16 protein-coding genes and 4 tRNA genes are annotated in these 20,501 nt (G+C 37.7%); 12 read left to right on the plus strand and 8 right to left on the minus strand.

Going from position 1 to position 20,501, the window contains the following annotated elements:
• Nucleotides 1-79 precede the first annotated feature (79 nt).
• The gene (gene ppsA, locus DK858_RS10125) at nucleotides 80-2,452 is read left to right on the plus strand and encodes a phosphoenolpyruvate synthase (RefSeq protein ID WP_109397287.1); all 2,373 of its coding nucleotides are present in this window, start codon (nucleotides 80-82) and stop codon (nucleotides 2,450-2,452) included.
• Between the two features lie 455 nt (nucleotides 2,453-2,907).
• Here ppsA and ydiK read toward each other — a convergent pair whose 3' ends face one another.
• The gene (gene ydiK, locus DK858_RS10130; RefSeq protein ID WP_109397288.1) at nucleotides 2,908-4,020 is read right to left on the minus strand and encodes an AI-2E family transporter YdiK; all 1,113 of its coding nucleotides are present in this window, start codon (nucleotides 4,018-4,020) and stop codon (nucleotides 2,908-2,910) included.
• A gap of 216 nt (nucleotides 4,021-4,236) precedes the next feature.
• On the opposite strand from ydiK, the gene ydiJ reads away from it, so the two are divergent.
• The 11 genes from ydiJ to DK858_RS10185 all read left to right on the plus strand — a co-directional run bounded on the left by ydiJ (nucleotide 4,237) and on the right by DK858_RS10185 (nucleotide 16,299).
• The gene (gene ydiJ, locus DK858_RS10135) at nucleotides 4,237-7,293 is read left to right on the plus strand and encodes a D-2-hydroxyglutarate dehydrogenase YdiJ (protein ID WP_109397289.1); all 3,057 of its coding nucleotides are present in this window, start codon (nucleotides 4,237-4,239) and stop codon (nucleotides 7,291-7,293) included.
• A complete protein-coding gene (gene menI, locus DK858_RS10140) occupies nucleotides 7,290-7,703 on the plus strand; it encodes a 1,4-dihydroxy-2-naphthoyl-CoA hydrolase (protein ID WP_006537067.1) in 414 nt (137 codons plus the stop codon). The genes ydiJ and menI overlap by 4 nt, the downstream gene beginning before the upstream one ends.
• A 172-nt stretch (nucleotides 7,704-7,875) precedes the next feature.
• Nucleotides 7,876-8,496 (plus strand): hypothetical protein, encoded by a 621-nt coding sequence (locus tag DK858_RS10145; RefSeq protein ID WP_109397290.1) that lies wholly within the window; start codon nucleotides 7,876-7,878, stop codon nucleotides 8,494-8,496.
• Nucleotides 8,497-8,913: 417 nt separating this feature from the next.
• Nucleotides 8,914-9,282, plus strand: a complete 369-nt coding sequence (gene sufA / locus DK858_RS10150) for a Fe-S cluster assembly scaffold SufA (RefSeq protein WP_109397291.1) — start codon at nucleotides 8,914-8,916, stop codon at nucleotides 9,280-9,282.
• A gap of 17 nt (nucleotides 9,283-9,299) precedes the next feature.
• Nucleotides 9,300-10,802: a Fe-S cluster assembly protein SufB gene (sufB, locus tag DK858_RS10155; RefSeq protein WP_109397292.1), complete on the plus strand. Its 1,503-nt coding sequence runs from the start codon at nucleotides 9,300-9,302 to the stop codon at nucleotides 10,800-10,802.
• 47 nt (nucleotides 10,803-10,849) lie between these two features.
• The gene (sufC, locus tag DK858_RS10160; RefSeq protein WP_109397293.1) at nucleotides 10,850-11,596 is read left to right on the plus strand and encodes a Fe-S cluster assembly ATPase SufC; all 747 of its coding nucleotides are present in this window, start codon (nucleotides 10,850-10,852) and stop codon (nucleotides 11,594-11,596) included.
• A complete protein-coding gene (gene sufD, locus DK858_RS10165; RefSeq protein ID WP_109397294.1) occupies nucleotides 11,571-12,878 on the plus strand; it encodes a Fe-S cluster assembly protein SufD in 1,308 nt (435 codons plus the stop codon). Before sufC ends, sufD begins: the two co-directional genes overlap by 26 nt.
• An 11-nt stretch (nucleotides 12,879-12,889) precedes the next feature.
• A complete protein-coding gene (sufS, locus tag DK858_RS10170) occupies nucleotides 12,890-14,128 on the plus strand; it encodes a cysteine desulfurase SufS (protein WP_194294838.1) in 1,239 nt (412 codons plus the stop codon).
• A 22-nt stretch (nucleotides 14,129-14,150) separates the two neighbouring features.
• On the plus strand, nucleotides 14,151-14,579 hold the full coding sequence (sufE, locus tag DK858_RS10175; protein ID WP_109397296.1) for a cysteine desulfuration protein SufE: 429 nt from the start codon (nucleotides 14,151-14,153) through the stop codon (nucleotides 14,577-14,579).
• Between the two features lie 116 nt (nucleotides 14,580-14,695).
• Nucleotides 14,696-15,613, plus strand: coding sequence for a L,D-transpeptidase family protein (locus tag DK858_RS10180; protein ID WP_109397297.1), 918 nt, complete (start codon nucleotides 14,696-14,698; stop codon nucleotides 15,611-15,613).
• A 155-nt stretch (nucleotides 15,614-15,768) separates the two neighbouring features.
• Entirely contained in the window at nucleotides 15,769-16,299 is a 531-nt protein-coding gene (locus DK858_RS10185; RefSeq protein ID WP_109397298.1) for a hypothetical protein, read from the plus strand.
• Nucleotides 16,300-16,385: 86 nt separating this feature from the next.
• Here DK858_RS10185 and DK858_RS10190 read toward each other — a convergent pair whose 3' ends face one another.
• From DK858_RS10190 to DK858_RS10220, 7 genes are all read right to left on the minus strand, one after another.
• Complete coding sequence (locus DK858_RS10190) at nucleotides 16,386-16,625, minus strand: Lpp/OprI family alanine-zipper lipoprotein (RefSeq protein WP_036913221.1); 240 nt, start codon at nucleotides 16,623-16,625, stop codon at nucleotides 16,386-16,388.
• A gap of 266 nt (nucleotides 16,626-16,891) precedes the next feature.
• Nucleotides 16,892-17,950, minus strand: a complete 1,059-nt coding sequence (locus DK858_RS10195; RefSeq protein WP_109397299.1) for a linear amide C-N hydrolase — start codon at nucleotides 17,948-17,950, stop codon at nucleotides 16,892-16,894.
• 164 nt (nucleotides 17,951-18,114) lie between these two features.
• On the minus strand, nucleotides 18,115-19,527 hold the full coding sequence (gene pykF / locus DK858_RS10200; RefSeq protein ID WP_109397300.1) for a pyruvate kinase PykF: 1,413 nt from the start codon (nucleotides 19,525-19,527) through the stop codon (nucleotides 18,115-18,117).
• Between the two features lie 466 nt (nucleotides 19,528-19,993).
• A tRNA-Val gene (locus tag DK858_RS10205) sits at nucleotides 19,994-20,070 on the minus strand.
• Nucleotides 20,071-20,099: 29 nt separating this feature from the next.
• A tRNA-Val gene (locus tag DK858_RS10210) sits at nucleotides 20,100-20,176 on the minus strand.
• 29 nt (nucleotides 20,177-20,205) lie between these two features.
• Nucleotides 20,206-20,282: transfer RNA gene (locus DK858_RS10215), tRNA-Val, on the minus strand.
• Nucleotides 20,283-20,311: 29 nt separating this feature from the next.
• Nucleotides 20,312-20,388: transfer RNA gene (locus DK858_RS10220), tRNA-Val, on the minus strand.
• Nucleotides 20,389-20,501 lie beyond the last annotated feature (113 nt).

A 20,501-nucleotide genomic window follows, 5' to 3' on the forward strand; every position in this document is an offset into this window, starting at 1 on the left:
CTTATTTACGTTGTCATTTTGACAGCGGGTTTTTCTTTTTTTCTCTCTCTCATAATTGTTTAAAAAAGGATTGTTCTCAATGTCCAGCAATAGCCTCACCCCGTGCAATGTGCTTTGGTATAACCAATTGGGTATGAATGACGTTGATCGTGTTGGTGGGAAAAATGCTTCCCTCGGTGAAATGATCACAAACCTAGCGGAACTGGGTGTTTCTGTTCCTAATGGGTTTGCTACCACAGCGCAAGCGTTTAATGATTTTCTGGAACAGAGCGGTATCAATCAGCGTATTTATGAATTGCTTGATAGTGTTGATGTTGATGATGTTAATCAACTGGCTCAAGCAGGTAATCAAATTCGCCAGTGGGTAATTGATACACCTTTTACGCCTCAGTTTGAAAAAGATATTCGTGACGCTTATCTCACATTAAGTGAAGGTGAATCTGAAGCTTCATTTGCCGTTCGTTCATCTGCAACTGCAGAAGATATGCCTGATGCTTCTTTTGCAGGCCAACAAGAGACGTTTTTAAACGTTCAAGGTATTGATGCCATACTTGTTGCAATCAAACATGTGTTTGCTTCGTTGTTTAACGACCGTGCAATCTCTTATCGTGTTCACCAAGGTTATGATCACCGAGGTGTTGCGTTATCTGCGGGTGTTCAACGTATGGTGCGTTCTGATCTTGCTTCTTCGGGTGTGATGTTTACTATCGATACTGAATCAGGCTTTGATCAAGTTGTCTTTATTACATCAGCTTATGGTTTAGGTGAAATGGTTGTACAGGGTGCAGTTAACCCAGATGAGTTCTATGTACACAAGCCAACTTTAGCAAAAGGTTTACCTTCTATTGTTCGTCGTAATCTTGGTTCTAAAAAGATCCAAATGGTTTATGCAGACAGTGTTGAACATGGTAAACAAGTTCGTATCGAAGATACACCAGAGTCACTGCGCAATCGTTTCTCTTTGACTGATCATGAAGTTCAAGAGTTGGCTAAACAAGCTGTATTGATTGAACGTCACTATGGTCGTCCAATGGATATCGAATGGGCTAAAGATGGTCATAATGGTCGTTTATACATTGTTCAGGCTCGCCCAGAAACAGTTCGTTCTAACCAACAAGTTATGGAACGCTATCAATTAAATGAAAGTGGTTCTGTTATTATTGAAGGCCGTGCTATTGGTCATCGTATTGGTACGGGTACCGTTAAAGTTATTCATAACTTAAGTGAGATGGATAGAATTGAAGCGGGTGATGTGCTGGTTACTGACATGACAGACCCAGATTGGGAACCTATCATGAAAAAAGCCTCCGCGATTGTGACTAACCGTGGTGGTAGAACATGTCATGCTGCAATTATTGCTCGTGAGTTAGGTATTCCAGCTGTTGTTGGTTGTGGTGATGCAACAGAATGTATTACTGAAGGACAAGTTGTAACCGTTTCTTGTGCTGAAGGTGACACAGGATTTGTTTACGATGGCAAACTTGATTTTTCCATTCAGAGCTCCGCAATCGATAATATGCCTGAATTAGGGCTCAAAATCATGATGAACGTCGGCAATCCTGATCGTGCATTTGATTTTGCAGGTTTACCAAATGATGGTGTTGGTCTTGCGCGTTTGGAATTTATTATTAATCGCATGATTGGTGTGCATCCTCGTGCATTATTAGAGTATGACGACCAAACTGAAGCACTGAAAGCCGAAATCAATGAAATGATGGCAGGTTATGAGTCTCCTGTTGAGTATTACATCAGTAAATTAACAGAAGGGATTGCAACATTAGCCGCCGCATTCTGGCCTAAACGCGTTATTGTTCGTTTATCTGACTTTAAATCTAACGAATATGCCAACTTAGTGGGGGGCGATCGTTATGAGCCAGATGAAGAGAACCCAATGTTAGGATTCCGTGGTGCGGGTCGTTATGTTTCTGATGATTTCCGTCGTTGTTTCGCGCTTGAATGTGAAGCGGTAAAACGTGTTCGTAATGATATGGGTTTAGATAATGTTGAAGTCATGATCCCATTTGTGCGTACTGTCCGCCAAGCTGAAGAGGTGATTGACGAATTAGCGGCAAATGGTTTAAAACGAGGTGAGAATGGCTTAAAAGTCATTATGATGTGTGAAATTCCATCAAATGCCTTATTAGCCGATAAATTCTTAGAACACTTTGATGGTTTCTCTATCGGCTCTAACGATATGACCCAATTAACATTAGGTCTTGACCGTGATTCAGGTGTGGTTTCTTCACTGTTTGATGAACGCAATGATGCAGTGAAAGCACTATTATCAATGGCAATCCAAGCTGCAAAACGTAATGGAAAATATGTGGGTATCTGTGGTCAAGGACCATCTGATCATGAAGATTTTGCACAATGGTTAATGGAAGAAGGAATTGATAGTTTATCTTTAAACCCAGATACTGTAATTAAAACTTGGGTAAAATTAGCGCAATAGAATTAATATCATCGCTATAAATAAAAAGCTCACAATATAATGTGAGCTTTTTTTATACAATTATATAAATAATAGGTAAAAAAAAAGCCTATCATGGGCTGACAGGCAAAGACTACACACAGCAATATTTTATATTCTTTAATTCCGCCAATTAATTTATTAATATGTACGGCGAAATTATTAATTTGATGAAACATTTGTTTCGTTGATATTTATATTAAGAGAAATGCGTTAATTATGCTCTAAGAATTATCTCAATAAAAAGATTATTGGTTTATTTAAAAGTGAATATAACTTGCTGGTAACAAACAGGTTTAAAAAAATGTAATTTGTTTCAGAATGTAAGTTTTAATATAAAAATATAATGGTTTATTCCTAAATTGATAATCTTTATTAAACTTTGCTCTGTTATTTTAGAGCATGTAAGTAGCTACACTTACATGCTCCATTATTATTTATTCTTTTTCAATAAAGTTTTTATTCATAAATTCTACTGTTTCTGTTAAATCAGGATTAGGTTTTGGTACTTCATTAATCCATGCATTTAATAAGCTATGAGCAACAGCAAGAACAACAGGGCCAATAAATAATCCAATCATACCTAATGTTAAAATTCCTCCAATAACACCCGTGAGAATTAATACCATAGGTAAATCAGCTCCCATTTTGATTAAATAAGGTCGTAATACACCATCCATTGTTGCAACAGCGCCACCCCAAATCACCATGACAATGCCCCATGTTGTATCACCCGTCCAAAATAACCATAAAACTGAAGGGATCAATACTAATAAAGGACCTATTTGAGCAAGGCAGCAAATAAACATAATCACGGTTAATACCGTAGCATAAGGCACACCAGATACAGCAAGACCGATACCACCGACAATAGCTTGAATTAAGGCGGTTAAAACCACACCTAATGCGACTGCGCGAATAGACATGGATGCAAGTAAGATTGCCGCATCACCACGTTGACCCGCTAAGCGAATAGCAAAATGGCGCAACCAAGATACGACATTTTCACCTTGTAAAAACAGTAAGCCTGAAAATAACAACATCACACCCAAATGTAGGGCAAATCGACCAATATTTAAGGCTTGTGCAAAAAACCAGTTTGCAGCTTGTCCGACATAAGGCTGAATTTTTGAGATTAACGCATTGCCCCCAGTGACAAGAATAGAGTGCCATGTATCATAAAGCGTGCTACCTATCATAGGGATATCGTTAAGCCATAATAATTGAGGTGGTTGAATATTCGAAGGTGATTTTGCTAATTCAATTAAAGGGGCACTATTATCAATGACGCTACTAATTAATAAGATAATAGGAATAACGAAGATCAGTAATATCAAAATCATCATGATCATGGTTGATAGCCAACGATACTTTACTCGCTTTTCAAGAATAAGAAGTAAAGGCCACGTTGCTACAACAATCATTCCAGCCCAAATGAAACCCACAATAAAGGGATTTAGGATCCAAAAACTGGCGATAATAAAAAAAGAAATAAAAAGAACAGTGAATAAAATTTTGGGTATATCTGTATGGATCTGCGGTTTTTCCATGGTTTTAAATCCCTACACGAATAAAAATGCTAGAAGCAGATGAATAAACATTGCAAATATCACGTTGTTTATATCACTGCTCAATTTGCCAGAATTGTATGATAAGGTGAACAGGTATCGGTCTGAAAGTACAAAATGAGGCAAAGTACCTCTTAGTATACATTTCAACATCTAAAATTAAGCAATGTGGACTATTAGATTAAAGAGCTATAACAAATGATCCCACGTATATCGCAAGCACCGCAAGTCAGTGAACTCACAACAGAATTTCTTGATACTCTTCGAAAAAACGGTTTCACCGGTGATATCTCCAGTAGTTATGCTGATAGACTCACTATGGCAACAGATAATAGTATTTACCAGTTATTACCTCAGGCGGTTGTTTTTCCTCGCTCAACAGCTGATGTAACTATTATTGCTCGCTTAGTTGATGAACCTCGATTTCATTCGCTCTCCCTGACTCCAAGAGGAGGAGGAACAGGTACCAATGGGCAGGCTTTAACAGATGGTATCGTTGTCGATTTATCTCGCTATATGAAACGCATCATTGAGATAAATCCAGAAGAACGTTGGGTGAAAGTGGAAGCAGGAGTGATAAAAGATGAACTTAATCTCTTTTTAAAACCTTACGGCTTCTTTTTTGCACCAGAACTTTCTACCAGTAACCGCGCTACATTAGGTGGAATGATTAATACCGATGCATCAGGGCAAGGTTCGATGGTTTATGGTAAAACCTCTGATCACGTTCTTGGTGTTAGGGCGGTTTTGTTAGGTGGTGAACTGCTTGAAACACGAGCTATGGATACCGCACTAGCAGAAAATATTGCCCAAGAGAGTTCTGCAATCGGTAAAGTTTATCGTACCGTTTTATCCCGTTGCAAAGAGCAACGAAAGCTTATTCTTGAAAAATTCCCGAAATTAAATCGCTTTTTAACCGGGTATGATTTGCGTCATGTCTTTAGTGATGACATGAAACGATTTGATTTAACGAGAATTTTAACCGGCTCTGAAGGAACGTTAGCTTTTATTACTGAAGCGACACTTGATATCACACCAATTCCTAAACAGCGTAGCTTAGTCAACGTGAAATACGACTCTTTTGACTCAGCATTACGTAATGCGCCTTTTTTAGTTAAAGCAAATGCACTGTCTGTTGAAACTGTTGATTCCAAAGTATTAAATCTCGCTCGTGAAGATATTGTTTGGCACTCCGTTAAAGAGTTGATTACTGACATACCTGATAAAGATATGCAAGGCCTTAATATTGTTGAATTTGCGGGTGATGATAAAAATCTTATCACTTCACAAGTTGCATCATTATGCCAGCGCTTAGATTCATTAATGAAAGAGGGTCAGGGTGGTGTGATCGGTTATCAAGTCTGCGAAGATTTGGCGGATATTAACCGTATTTATGCCATGCGCAAAAAAGCGGTTGGTTTATTAGGTAACGCTAAAGGGCAAGCAAAGCCAATTCCTTTTGTCGAGGATACCTGTGTACCACCAGAGCATCTTGCTGATTATATTACAGAATTTAGAGCATTGCTTGACAGCCATCAGCTCAATTATGGCATGTTTGGCCATGTTGATGCTGGTGTATTACACGTAAGACCTGCTCTTGATATGTGCGATCCACAACAAGAACTATTGATGAAATCTATCTCAGACGACATTGTCACGTTAACAGCCAAATATGGTGGGTTACTCTGGGGTGAGCATGGAAAAGGCTTTAGAGCGCAATATAGCCCCGAATTTTTCGGAGAAACACTCTATCATGAGCTGCGTCAAATCAAAACGGTGTTCGATCCTCGAAATAGATTAAATCCTGGGAAAATATGTCCACCTTTAGCGGTCGATGAGCCGATGAAGCAAGTTGATGCGATCAAACGAGGTACCTTTGACCGCACAATTCCTTTATCTGTGCGTCAAGATTTCAAAGGTGCATTAGATTGTAATGGTAATGGACTTTGCTTTAACTTTGATGCCAAAAGCCCAATGTGTCCTTCAATGAAAATTAGCGGACAACGCATTCATTCTCCTAAAGGACGAGCTGCACTCGTAAGAGAGTGGCTGCGCTTATTAACAGAGCAAGGCGTTAGCCCAAAACAACTTAGATCTAGCCTTGAAAATAATAAACCTAGCTTAAGAGGTTTAATTGAGAAAACACGTAATACTTGGAAAGCCAAACGTGGTGAATATGACTTTTCTCATGAAGTTAAAGAGGCTATGAATGGTTGTTTGGCTTGTAAAGCTTGTTCAACACAATGTCCGATTAAAATTGATGTACCATCGTTTCGTTCTAAGTTTACTGAGCTTTATCACCAGCGTTATTTACGTCCGTTAAAAGATCATATTGTCGCTAATGTTGAATTAACAACGCCGATTATGGCGAAAGCACCTAGATTCTTTAATTTTTTTATGAAACAACCGCTGGTGCAAACATTAAGTAAGCACACGATAGGGATGGTCGATTTACCTTTGCTGTCATCACCTACATTGAGACAGCAATTGGCTGGGCACAACGCGTTAGATATGACGCTAGAAGATTTAGAACATTTATCAGAAAAGCAACGTAGTCATCATGTGCTGGTGGTACAAGATCCTTTCACCAGTTATTACGATGCAAAAGTGGTTGCCGATTTTATCAAGCTAATTGAAAAGATTGGGTTTAAACCTGTCTTGTTGCCATTTTCACCTAATGGTAAAGCGCAACATATTAAAGGTTTTTTACAGCAATTTAGTAAAACGGCGCAAAAAACGTCAATCATGCTTAATCGTGTTGCAAAATTAGGCATCCCTATGGTGGGAGTTGATCCTGCATTAGTACTTTGTTATCGCGATGAATATCGTGAAATACTGGGTGATAAGCGTGGGGATTTCAATGTTCAACTTGTTCATGAATGGTTAAGTCAATTGGTATCTGAGCCAATAGCTGTTCGTGATGATGCCGAAAAATGGTATCTTTTCGGGCATTGTACAGAAGTGACGGCGCTACCACAAAGTATGAAACAGTGGCAGGCTATTTTCCAACGTTATGGGCAGCAACTCGAATTTGTGAGCACTGGATGTTGTGGAATGGCAGGTACTTATGGACATGAACTAAATAATTACGAAAACTCGTTGGGAATTTATCAACTCTCATGGGGTAATGCATTAAAAACATTACCAACAATGCGTTGTTTAAGTACTGGTTATTCTTGTCGTAGTCAGGTGAAACGTATTGATAATATTGAGTTAAAACACCCACTACAGGCACTTTTGGAGATTATGCCATGATATGGAAACGTGAAACGACAATTGAGCATCTTAATCATATCGGACAAAATAATATGATGAGCCATTTGGGCATTGAATTAACATGTCTTGGAGATGATTATCTTGAAGGAACAATGCCTGTTGACCATCGTACTAAGCAGCCTTTAGGACTTTTACATGGTGGTGCTTCTGTTGTTTTAGCTGAAACATTAGGTTCTGTTGCGGGTTATCTTTGTACTGAAGGTGAACAAAAGATTGTTGGGCTAGAAATCAATGCGAATCATATTCGTTCAGCGAGAGAAGGTAAGGTAAGAGGTGTATGCAAACCTATTCATTTAGGACGTTCACACCAAGTCTGGTCAATAGAAATATTTGATGATGAAGGTCGTCAAGTGTGTATTTCCAGATTAACAACATCTGTTATTTCTTAAGGAATAAAAGACATATGCACAAAGTGAAATACTCGCTTTGTGCGTTTTTTTACATTTATAGATAATATCAAAAAGAATAAAAATAGAGAGAGAAAATAAAATTATTTCTTTATTTAGATTTTATTTTTAATGATAATCATTATCTTCATAATAAAAGATAAGACGATCAATAATGTTAACTATTTCTAAATTCAACACCACAGTATTATTAATTGCAGGTTTATTAATCAGTGGATGTGATAATAATTCTACCTCTAAAACGAGTAACGATATAAGTAATATTCCAGTACAAACTGTTTCTGGCTTTAATATAGCTTATCCCACTTCATTTACAATGAGCAGAGAAGATACTGAAAATTATTTTAAATCATTACCAGATAATGTTCAGGATGTCACAACAGAAATGATGGTTTATAAATCAGAACCTATTTGTGATTTGGCAGAGGTTCGTTTGGTTTATTTTAAAATGAACGATGCAATGAGTTACGATGTGGATGCAGGAGCACAAGGCATCGTTGATAATATTGCGATAATAGATGGCATGAATGAAATATCCACATCAATAAAAACATTGACTATCCCAAGCGTGGAAAGTCGACATGTCTTTTTTGAAGGAAAATATGCAAAAGAAAATGTGAGTTATGAAGGGGTTTTAGCAGCTGATATTAAAACGAATCGAGTATGGCAACTGCAATTGATTAGTAACTTCAATAGCCAATCAAACAAGCAAAAAAATAGTCAATCCCTTGAATGTACAAATAAATATATCCAAACCATCACTATTAGTAAATAAGTTCGAAGAGCACACAATCCAATAAGAGGTCACCACATAAGTGGTGCTATCTTGTCCCTTATTATAAGCATAGAAATAAATGTAAATGGAGCTAGTAAGCTGTATGTAAAAATACATTTTTATGCTTTTTTCTCTAAATTTCAGTGATAACATATAAAGTGCATTTATATTGCAACTTATATGCGTATTGTGCGAAATATAAGAAAAATTAAAAGTTTTATTTTTTGTAATCGACAAACATAAAAGTGTTATATTACATAATGTTAACATTATTTATTAACATAAAAACTGCAAAAATAGAACAAAAAATACACATATATAGAATATCCTTTCAAAAGACATGGTTGAAGTGATAAGGGTTATCATTACCATTAGTGTCAGGAAAGATATCAATCTCCTTTCGAAATGAGGTCAGAAATGACAAACAACGTTGAAACTTTTTCTCTTAATGACACAGCTTGGCAAGGCATTGTATTAACGGATAGTGCGGCAAAGCATATTTGCCATTTAATTGAGAAAAATCCTGAAAAACAAGGGCTTTCCTTAAGTATTAAACCCTCTGGTTGTACGGGGTATGGTTATGTTATTGAACTCGCTACTGCCCCAAATGACGATGATCTTGTTTATGAACATAATGGAGCAAAACTTTTTGTTTCATTAAAAGCAATGCCATTTATCGATGGGTTGGTTGTTGATTATGTTCGTGAAGGACTTAATCAAATGTTTAAATTTAATAATCCTAAAGCTCAAAACGTCTGCGGATGTGGTGAGAGCTTCGGGGTATAACATAGTGAAGTTAGATTATGTCTCAGAGCAATGTTGAAATTGGTGATGAAGTTCAGGGATGGTTAAGCGATCATCACTATAAAGAAGGTTTTTATACTGATATCTCAACCGATACCTTAGAAAAAGGATTAAATGAAGCGGTTGTCCGTGCAATATCGGCAAAAAGAAATGAACCAGAGTGGATGCTGGAATTTCGTTTAGATGCTTATCGCCATTGGTTAGAAATGGAAGAGCCTCATTGGTTAAAAGCAGATTATCCATCACTTAATTATCAAGATTATAGCTATTATTCAGCGCCATCTTGCAGTTCATGTTGTGCCAATGGTAGTTGCGCTGGTGGCACAAATGAGGCGGTAGTGAGTGATAAACAAGCCTCGCAAGATTATTTAACCCAAGAAGTTGAAGATGCCTTTAACCAACTTGGTGTGCCTGTAAGAGAAGGGCAAGCCGTTGCTGTTGATGCCATTTTTGACTCGGTTTCTGTTTCTACAACATATCGCGAAGAGCTCGCTGAACATGGCATTATTTTTTGTTCATTTAGCGAAGCTATTCAAGAATATCCTGATTTAGTGCGCCAATATTTAGGCACCGTTGTATCAAGCCATGATAACTACTTTGCTGCACTAAACGCTGCGGTCGCATCTGATGGTACTTTTGTCTATATTCCCAAAGGGGTTCGTTGCCCAATGGAATTATCGACTTATTTTCGTATTAATGCGGCTCAAACAGGTCAATTTGAACGAACTATTCTGGTTGCAGATGAAGGCAGTTATGTCAGTTATATTGAAGGCTGTTCAGCACCTGTTCGTGATAGTTATCAGCTTCATGCTGCTGTGGTTGAAGTCATTATCCATAAAGATGCCGAAGTAAAATACTCGACTGTACAGAACTGGTTCTCTGGTGGCGATAGTGAAGGCGGTATTCTTAATTTTGTGACTAAACGGGCTATCTGCGAAGGCGAAAATGCCAAAATGTCATGGACACAATCAGAAACAGGTTCTGCGATCACCTGGAAATATCCAAGTGTGATTTTAAAAGGAGATAATTCGACTGCTGAATTTTTCTCGGTTGCTTTAACGAATGGCAACCAACAAGCAGATACAGGTACTAAGATGATCCATATCGGCAAAAATACCAAATCAACCATTATCTCTAAAGGTATTTCTGCGGGTAAAAGTCAAAACAGTTATCGTGGACTCGTAAAAGTACTCCCTGGTGCGCAAAATGCTCGTAACTTTACCCAATGTGATTCCATGTTAATTGGTACGCAGTGTGGTGCGCATACTTTCCCTTACGTTGAGGTAATGAATAACTCAGCGCAGCTTGAACACGAAGCGACAACGTCACGTATTGGTGAGGACCAATTGTTCTATTGTCGTCAACGTGGGTTAAGTGAAGATGATGCAATCTCAATGATTGTAAACGGATTTTGTAAAGATGTGTTCTCAGAATTACCGCTGGAATTTGCTGTGGAAGCACAAAAATTATTAGCAATCAGCTTAGAGCATAGCGTCGGTTAACGATTATTAACCAAATTCTGAGTATAAAAATACCGAAGGCATATATTATGTTAGAGATTAAAGATTTACATGTCAGTGTTGAAGGCAATGAGATCCTTAAAGGATTAGATTTGCAAGTTCGTGCAGGTGAAGTTCACGCAATTATGGGGCCAAATGGTTCGGGTAAAAGTACCTTATCGGCAACACTTGCTGGTCGTGATGAATATGAAGTTGATGAAGGTTCAATCACCTTTAAAAATAAAGATTTATTAGAATTAGAACCGGAAGAACGCGCAGGTGAAGGTATTTTTATGGCGTTTCAATATCCTGTTGAAATACCCGGTGTCAGCAATCAATTTTTCTTACAATCTTCAGTGAATGCGGTGAGAGAATATCGTGGTCAAGCGCCACTAGATCGCTTTGATTTTGAAGATTTTATTGAAGATAAAATCAAATTATTGGATATGCCACAAGATTTATTAACACGTTCAGTTAATGTGGGATTTTCTGGTGGTGAGAAAAAACGTAACGATATTTTGCAAATGGCTGCATTAGAGCCTGAATTATGTATTTTAGATGAAACGGATTCAGGCCTTGATATCGATGCATTAAAAATCGTTTCTAATGGTGTTAACAGTTTGCGTGATGGCAAACGTGCTTTTATTGTTGTAACACACTACCAACGTATTCTTGATTATATTAAACCTGATTTTGTACATGTGCTTTATCAGGGAAAAATCATTAAATCAGGTGATTTTTCATTGGCGCAAAAATTGGAGGAACAAGGTTATGGCTGGCTTATTGACCCTCAATGAAAAGCGTGAAAAACAGCGCCAAGTTGAACTGCGTAATCAACAAGCACTAAAGATGTTTTCAGCGTTATATCATCAACGTAAAGGTGACGATAATCTCAATGCTCGTAATCATTGGTTGCAAGTCGAGAAAGTCGGTTTCCCTGTTTTCCGCCATGAAGATTGGCATTATACGCCATTAGAAGAGACGTTAAGCCAGCACTATCAACAGTTGCCACCTTTTGATGTGCAAAGTTTAATGGCCAAACACGCATTATCTTTTGATTGCTACCGTATTGTTATGGTGAATGGCACATTTTCACCGATAGAAAGCAGCAAAGACTTTGGCCCTTATCAAGTCACTTTACTTGATAACCAAAGTGAATTACCCAAAGCAGTAAATGGTGAAATTTTCTTGCATTTAGTGGAAAGTTTAGCGCCACATCCTTTGCTTATTACCCTGAAATCAGGTGTTATTGCGGATAAACCACTTTATATCCTCAATATTACTCAAGGGGAGCAAGGCACAGAGGTAAATAGTGCAAATTATCGTTTTCACCTTGATGTTGGTGCGAATACTCAGATGCAAGTGGTAGAGCACTATATTAGCAGTAACAACGAAAATCGTCATTTTACAGGGGCAAGATTAACCGCAACGATTGGTGATAATGCCTCGTTTAACCATATCAAATTAAGTTTTGAGAATAGCGTAAGTCAGCATTTTGCTCATAACGATCTGATGATAGGTCGTGATGCTAGAGTCAATAGTTATGCATTTTTATTAGGCGCTAAACTTAGTCGTCATCACACGAGCTCGGCACTAAAAGGTGAAAATACAGCGCTTTCGATGAATAGCGTTGTATTACCTAAAGCAGGCGAAATAGCGGATACCCGTACATGGTTGGTTCATGGTGAAAAAAATTGCCAGAGTCGTCAACTGCATAAAAGTATTGCGATGGATGCAGGGAAAGCCGTATTTAACGGGATGATCACCGTGACACCTCAGGCATTAAAAACAGATGGTCAAATGACTAATAACAATCTGTTGCTGGGTGAAAAAGCGCAAATCGATACTAAACCACAGCTTGAGATCTATGCTGATGATGTGAAATGTAGTCATGGTGCCACTGTAGGGCGAATTGATGATGAACAACTATTTTATTTGCGTTCACGCGGTATTGCTTTAAATGACGCCCGTAAAATGATCATCCATGCATTTGCGGCTGAATTAACTGAATCGCTAGAAAATAGTGTGATCAAGGCGCAGGTATTAGACAGAATTAATCAGCGCTTATTAGAGGTATAAAATAAGGCATTATGACGCATTCCATTGAAAAAGCGCGAGATGATTTTCCAATTCTTTTACAACAAGTAAAAGGAAAACCATTGATTTATCTCGATAGTGCCGCAAGTGCTCAGAAACCGGCTTGCGTCATTGAACATGAAAAGCAATTTGCCTTAACACAGTATGCCGCGGTTCACCGCGGCATTCATACGTTAAGTGCAAATGCGACAACATTAGTTGAAAATGTCCGTAAAAAAGCCAGTCATTTTTTAGGAGCCCATAGCGAAGAAGAGATTATTTTTGTTAAGGGAACAACGGAAGGGATCAACTTACTCGCAAATGTTTATAGCCAACGATTTTTAAATGATGGTGACAATATCATCATTACGGAAATGGAACATCACGCAAATATTGTTCCTTGGTATATGTTGGCAAAACAGTATGGCTTTAATGTTCGTGTATTACCGCTATTACAAGATGGTACACTCGATTTAGCTCAATTACCTCGCTTAATCGACAAAAGAACCAAATTACTCAGCCTTACACATCAATCAAATGTATTGGGCACAGTGAATCCTATCGTTCAAATTATTCGTGATGCTCGCCAATATGCTATTGAGCAAGGAGGGGAGTTACATATATTGGTTGATGGTGCTCAAAGTGTAATGCATCAGACAATTAATGTTTCACAACTTGATTGTGACTTTTTTGTTTGTAGCGGCCATAAACTTTATGGACCTACTGGTATTGGCTTGTTGTATGGTAAAAAAGAGATACTGGATGAATTACCGCCTTGGGAAGGCGGTGGCGCGATGATAAAGCATGTTCACATTAATGGTGATATTACCTATGTTGATGCACCTTGGCGCTTTGAGGCAGGAACACCGAATATAGTGGGAATGATTGGTTTAGGTGCTGCATTAGATTATCTTTCACAATTAGGCATGAATAATATTGCTGAGTATGAAAATCATATAATGAAGTATGCCCAAGAACAGTTGCAAAAAGTAAAATCTTTAACACTTTATGGCAATGATTCTCGACAAGGTGTGATAGCGTTTAATTTAGGTAAACATCACGCTTATGATGTTGGCGCATTTCTTGATAATTATGGTATTGCTATTCGTACAGGGCATCATTGTGCGATGCCAATTATGGATTATTACCAAGTTCCTGCAATGTGTCGTGCATCTCTTGGCTTATATACCAATAAAAGTGATATCGATGCATTGGTTAATGCGCTATTACGTGTTGAAATGTTATTAGGTTAATGATTAAAAAAAGAGGTTATTCATGGCAGTTGCTAATTTGCCAGATGAAGCAAAACTATTACGCAATTTTTCTCGTTGCCAAGATTGGGAACAGCGTTATCTTTATATGATGGAATTAGGTGAGCGTCTTCCGTCGCTAACAGATGAACAGCGCATTTCAGCTAACTTTATTGAAGGTTGCCAAAGCCAAGTATGGATTGCGGTTTCTCTTGATGAGAATAAACAATTGGTACTGGCTGGCGATAGTGATGCAGGTATTGTGAAAGGGCTTGTTGCTTTAGTCATTATCTTATTTCAAGGTAAAACAATTGAGCAAGCTTTAGCGACGGATGTAAAACATTATTTTTCATCATTAGCATTAGAAAGCCACTTAACACCTTCTCGTACGCAGGGGTTACATGCGATGGTTACGACGCTCATTAAGCGCTTTTCAGAATACGCTGTAGCATAAATGTTACCTGATCCCGCATTAATGTTCTAAACTGACTTATTATATGAAAGCATAACAATGATAATGTTATCATCATAATAGTCAGTTTATTTTATTTCTAACACACGGGATAAACGATGAAAAAATGGTTAACTCTTTTGGGGGTATCGCTGTTAGGGATGAGTAGTCACTTATCTTATGCGACAGAATATCTACTACCTGCTGATGACCAGCGTATTATTGGTGAAAATTTTTCATATATAGTTCCCGATGATAAACGCTCACTAGAAGCTATTGCGTCCGAATACCAAGTGGGATTGCTCAATATGATGGAAGCCAATCCTGGTATTGATCCTCTTTTACCTGATGCGGGTAAAACATTAACTATTCCATTACAGATGATTTTGCCTGACACAGTACGAAAAGGTATTGTAATCAATCTTGCAGAATTACGCCTTTATTATTACCCCAAAGAAGGGGGTACAGTTGATGTTTACCCTATTGGTATTGGTCAATTAGGGCGAGAAACACCTGAAATGGTGACATCTATATCTCAATTAATTAAAGATCCAACTTGGACACCGACGGCGAATATTCGCAAAAACTATGCGGCTAAAGGGATCACACTACCGGCTGTTGTTCCTGCTGGTCCTGAAAATCCAATGGGAGCATATGCCTTAAGATTGGCACATAGTCGAGGTGAATACCTTATTCATGGTACTAATGCTGATTTTGGTATTGGCTTAAGAGTGAGTTCTGGCTGTATCCGTTTAAGACCAAATGATATTGAGACATTATTTAATGTAGTGCCTAAAGGAAGTCGAGTTCAGGTTATCAATAAACCGATTAAATTTACTGAAACTGCAGACGGTAGACAATTTATTGAAGTTCATCAACCACTATCACGCAATGAAGATGACGATCCGCAAACCATGCCTTTTACATTTACGAAGCAATTTAATGCTTGGTATGAAAGTGGCAAAGTCAATAAAGATAAAGTTGATGCAGAGCTTATTCGACGATCTGGCATTCCTGTAGAGGTTACAGCTTACTAGTCAGTTTGGATGATATGATCAAAAATAAAATAGGTGCTTCAGGCACCTGTTTTGTTTTGAGTTTCACAAAAATAACAAAAGACTTCTTTATAAAATCAATAGCGTTAAAAATGCCTTACTATCAAAATGTTTTCTATTAATAGTAAGGTATTTTAATGAGAGTTTCATCTAGTAATGAACATTTGATAAAGGGAAATAACAATATCACTTCTAACGTTAGCGTGGGGGGAGGTTTAGAGAGGCTATTTAATAATTTATCTCAGGTGAAAAATAGCGGCAAAACGTTTTTAGTTGGAGATAAAAAGCTAAAAAGTGAAAATATTCAATTAATGTGCAATGAGATCCTTCAACGAGTCATTCCCAAAGATGGATCTAGGAAATATGAGTTAATTGGAATAGAGGTTTTGCCTGATATGGCTAGCTCTAGAGTATCCTACACAAAATCTTCAAAGTCAGTGACTGAGCTGTTTAATATTCTAGAGAATGAACTCAAAAAAGTAAGTGATATGGAGTATTCTGTACTAACAATAGCTCAACAAAAAAATGTTGATAAAATTAGGGATACATTTAGTCAGATATCTATTCAAGCTGATAAAAATATCAAATACAACTTACATTTAGCTACGAATCTTAATTTAAAGGAACGTATAAAAGCTCTGGGTATCGATAAACTTCACAATAATTAATAACCTTTTAAAACCAAAGCCCTAACAATGTTAGGGCTTTGTGATTAATGCTTATCTAAAGCTTTTGAGCTTATCAGTGAGTTAAATTACTTTTTATAAGTAGTGACTTGGTTATCTAAACGCTGATTTGCACGAGCTGCTTCGTCGTAAGCTGATTTAGCTTCAGCGCGAGCAGATTGTACATCACCACTTAGTTGCTGAACTTGAGTATTCAGACGGCTTACATCAGAAGAGATTTGATCTAATTGTGCATTATTACTAGAAGAACAACCTGCTAATAAGCCTGAAGCCAGAATTACCGCACCTAGTACAAGTTTCGCTTTCATAGTTACAACCTCTATTATTAGTTTGTGTAAAGGAACAAGTAGCATTTATATGAAACCATTAATAAGTATGGCACATATATAGGAAAATGCTGGATTTATTTACCGCATTCTACTGAACCCATTAGTTGAACAATAGGAAAAATAACACCTAAAACGCAAATTTTCAGTACAAAAAATGCGTGTTATTTCACAAAAGATTTTTATTCATAATAGTCTGATAGAAAAACATTTTATCTGTATTGTTTTATTGTTACTTATCTTTATCGCTATAAAGCGCCACCTAAATTTACTTTTATGAAGATAGGTTCTACCTCATTTTTAAACGATTCAAGTGTAAATTTTTGGAAATTAAGATCGTTATACCCTCTAAAGAAGAGTATTCCTCGTTCTAAATCGGTGAGTGTTGTCCATACTGAAAATTCACTGGTATGAAGTGCTTTTAATGTGTTATGACCCAGTAAAGGATCGATTGTAGAATTTTTAGGGCGATCAAAACGGTTCATAATATGAGCCAATTCAACAAGTTGTGTGTCCTGATCAAAAACTTGGTGATAATACGTTGTGTAATAGACAGCACGAATAAATCTATCAACAGAAGTATCAGAGCTTGGCAATGTTGCTAACGCAATTCCACTATCCGGTTGTTTTACCTTAATATGTCCCAGTGTGCTGGTGGAAATATTAATATTAGAAAGATGAGTATAATTATTTAAGTTGGTCAGATGCCATGGAAATAATGGACCATTGGTCATGCAATAAGTCGGATTATCATAAATATGCAATTTCCCTTCTGAAACTTCAACAACAATGCAGGCTCCCGTTTTATCATAAAAAGCATAATGGAAAGGGCTGGGTAAATTGTGTAATAGAAATAACTTTTGTGACCAAAATGCCGTTTTAGGGATGTTTTGTTTTAATTCTTCAACGGTTGCGTATTGTGCTAAAGCCCATTCACCAATTGCTGCTATAGGCACTGAAGTTGCGTAGTTTTCAGGGCTAATGTCATCGAGTTTTGAATCAGGAAGCATGTTCAAGCTAAAAGAGAGTCCTTCTGTATTGACTCCTTCAAGTACATCTTTTGTTCCTTCTAAATTAATTGGCGCTGTAATGGCGATAAAAGGGTATTTAACGGCATATTTTAACCCGGGGGTACCATCGGGGGCATTTTGTTGGAAGGTATGAGCTTTAGGATAATATGCAAATATTGAGGCAGGTTTATCGACTGAAAACTCCATTGTTCTACCATGATAAATGCGATTTTTCTTATCTTTAATAGCAAGGGTAGTACAAGCAAAAGCATGGGTATTTATTGTGTCATCAGACATTTTACATCCTTATTTCACTTACATTAATAAAATAGTTTATTAAAAGCATAGAAGAAATGAGGACAATAAGAGAGGAAAAATTAGCAGAATAGAAGAAAATATAGGAAGAAAAGAAAAAACGCCACGATAACCGTGGCGTTTGAGCTATTGACGTACTATTAAATTTACAGAACGTGAACAGATGAAGTATTTGTTGTACCGCTATCAACTAGGGCACCAGTAACCATAACAACACGCTCACCAGCGTGAGCTAAACCACTTGCTAATGCTGCTTCTTTACCAATACGGTAGAAGTCGTCAGTAGAAGCGATTTCGTTAACTAATTGTGTTGTTACACCTTTAACTAATAGTAACTGACGAGCTGTTTCTTCGTTGTTTGTTAATGCTAAGATTGGTGCGGTTGGGAAATATTTACGGATAGAACGAGCTGATTTACCACCGAAAGTTGCAACAACAATCAGAGGTGCATCTAAGTTTTCAGCCATTTCTACGGCACCACGACACACTGCTTCTGTTACGCGTAATTTCGCCGCTGTTTGTTTGTAATCAAGACGAGATTGCATGATACGGTCTGTACGATCACAAATAGTTGCCATGATAGTCACAGCTTCTACCGGGTATTTACCTTTCGCACTTTCACCTGACAACATAACAGCATCAGTACCATCTAAGATAGCATTTGCAACGTCACCAGCTTCAGCACGAGTAGGGCGTGGATTTTTGATCATGGAATCTAACATTTGCGTCGCAGTGATAACCACTTTACGCGCAGCGTTACATTTTTCGATCATCATTTTTTGTGCGAAGATAACTTCTTCAACAGGGATCTCAACACCTAAGTCACCACGAGCAACCATGATACCGTCAGAGGCTTCTAAGATTTCATCAAAATTGTTTAAACCTTCTTGGTTTTCAATTTTTGAGATGATCATAATGTTTTCGCCACCATGTGCTTTTAAGTGAGCACGCATCTCTTCAACGTCAGAACGCTTACGAATAAATGATGCAGCAACGAAATCAACGCCTTGTTCGCAACCAAAGATGAGGTCTTGTTTATCTTTTTCAGCTAATGCAGGTAAACCAATAGAAACGCCAGGTAAGTTAACACCTTTGTTTTCACCTAGATCACCGTTATTTAAAACTTCACAAACAACTTCTGTATCAGTTACAGCAGTTACTTTCATGCCGATAAGACCATCATCAACTAAAACGGTGTTACCAACAGTTAAATCTTTAGCGAAACCTTCATAAGTGACGGCAACGCGGTCTTTGTTACCAACAACAGTTTTGTCTGTAGTAAAAGTGAAAGTTTGACCAGCAACTAAAGTCACATCATTACCACCTTCTAATTTGATGGTACGGATTTCTGGTCCTTTAGTATCTAATAAGATAGCGGCTTTTTTGCCAGTTTTAGCGCAAATGTTACGCAGGTTTTTAATACGGTTGCCATGCTCTTCATAGTCACCGTGAGAGAAGTTTAGACGCATTACGTTCATGCCTGCGTCTAGTAATTGATTCAGTTTTTCTTCAGATTCGGTTTTTGGCCCGATGGTGCAAACAATTTTTGTCTTTTTCATGGCAGTCTATTTAATGGTTGTATTGTAATGGATGAATAAGGATTAATGTCGCTGTTTTCTATTAACAGTATCAGCGTTGCAAAACAGGATGTACAAACTCACCTCTAATAGATAAGTTGCGCAACATGTTAATGATTCAGCAACATCATAAAAATCTTGTCACTATTTTGTATCAAAGGTTGGCAGACATCTTTCATTATAGTCTATCATGATTCATTTGTTCTGTTTTCTAAAGATGCCCGTAAATCAACACGCTGAAACCTTTCAACAAATTTATGTTTCGTATTATAGAGGTTAATTTCTATGAAGAAAATCGAAAAAAGGTAAATTTCAGTGATATAATCAAAATACAGTGCTGACTGCTTGTTTTTTAAGCATTTTGTTGCGCAATAAAATATTGCAAGCTAAATTAATGGTTTTGTAGGGTAGTAAGATAAGTAAAAATAAGAATATAGAGAAAGAGAAATGGTGCGTCCAAGTGGACTCGAACCACCGACCCCCACCATGTCAAGGTGGTGCTCTAACCAACTGAGCTATGGACGCACTGTATTGAGATGTTGTCGAAAAATAAATGGTGCGTCCAAGTGGACTCGAACCACCGACCCCCACCATGTCAAGGTGGTGCTCTAACCAACTGAGCTATGGACGCACTGTATTGAGATGTTGTCGAAAAATAAATGGTGCGTCCAAGTGGACTCGAACCACCGACCCCCACCATGTCAAGGTGGTGCTCTAACCAACTGAGCTATGGACGCACTGTATTGAGATGTTGTCGAAAAATAAATGGTGCGTCCAAGTGGACTCGAACCACCGACCCCCACCATGTCAAGGTGGTGCTCTAACCAACTGAGCTATGGACGCATTATCTATTAGGTGACAACGGGGACGAATATTAACGAGATGATTCGATTCTGGCAAGAGGAAAAACACAAAATTATATTCAACTGCTCGTATTTAAAGCTATTTGTTGATAT

This window comes from Proteus faecis (genome assembly GCF_003144395.1).
Classification (GTDB): Bacteria; Pseudomonadota; Gammaproteobacteria; order Enterobacterales; family Enterobacteriaceae; genus Proteus; species Proteus faecis.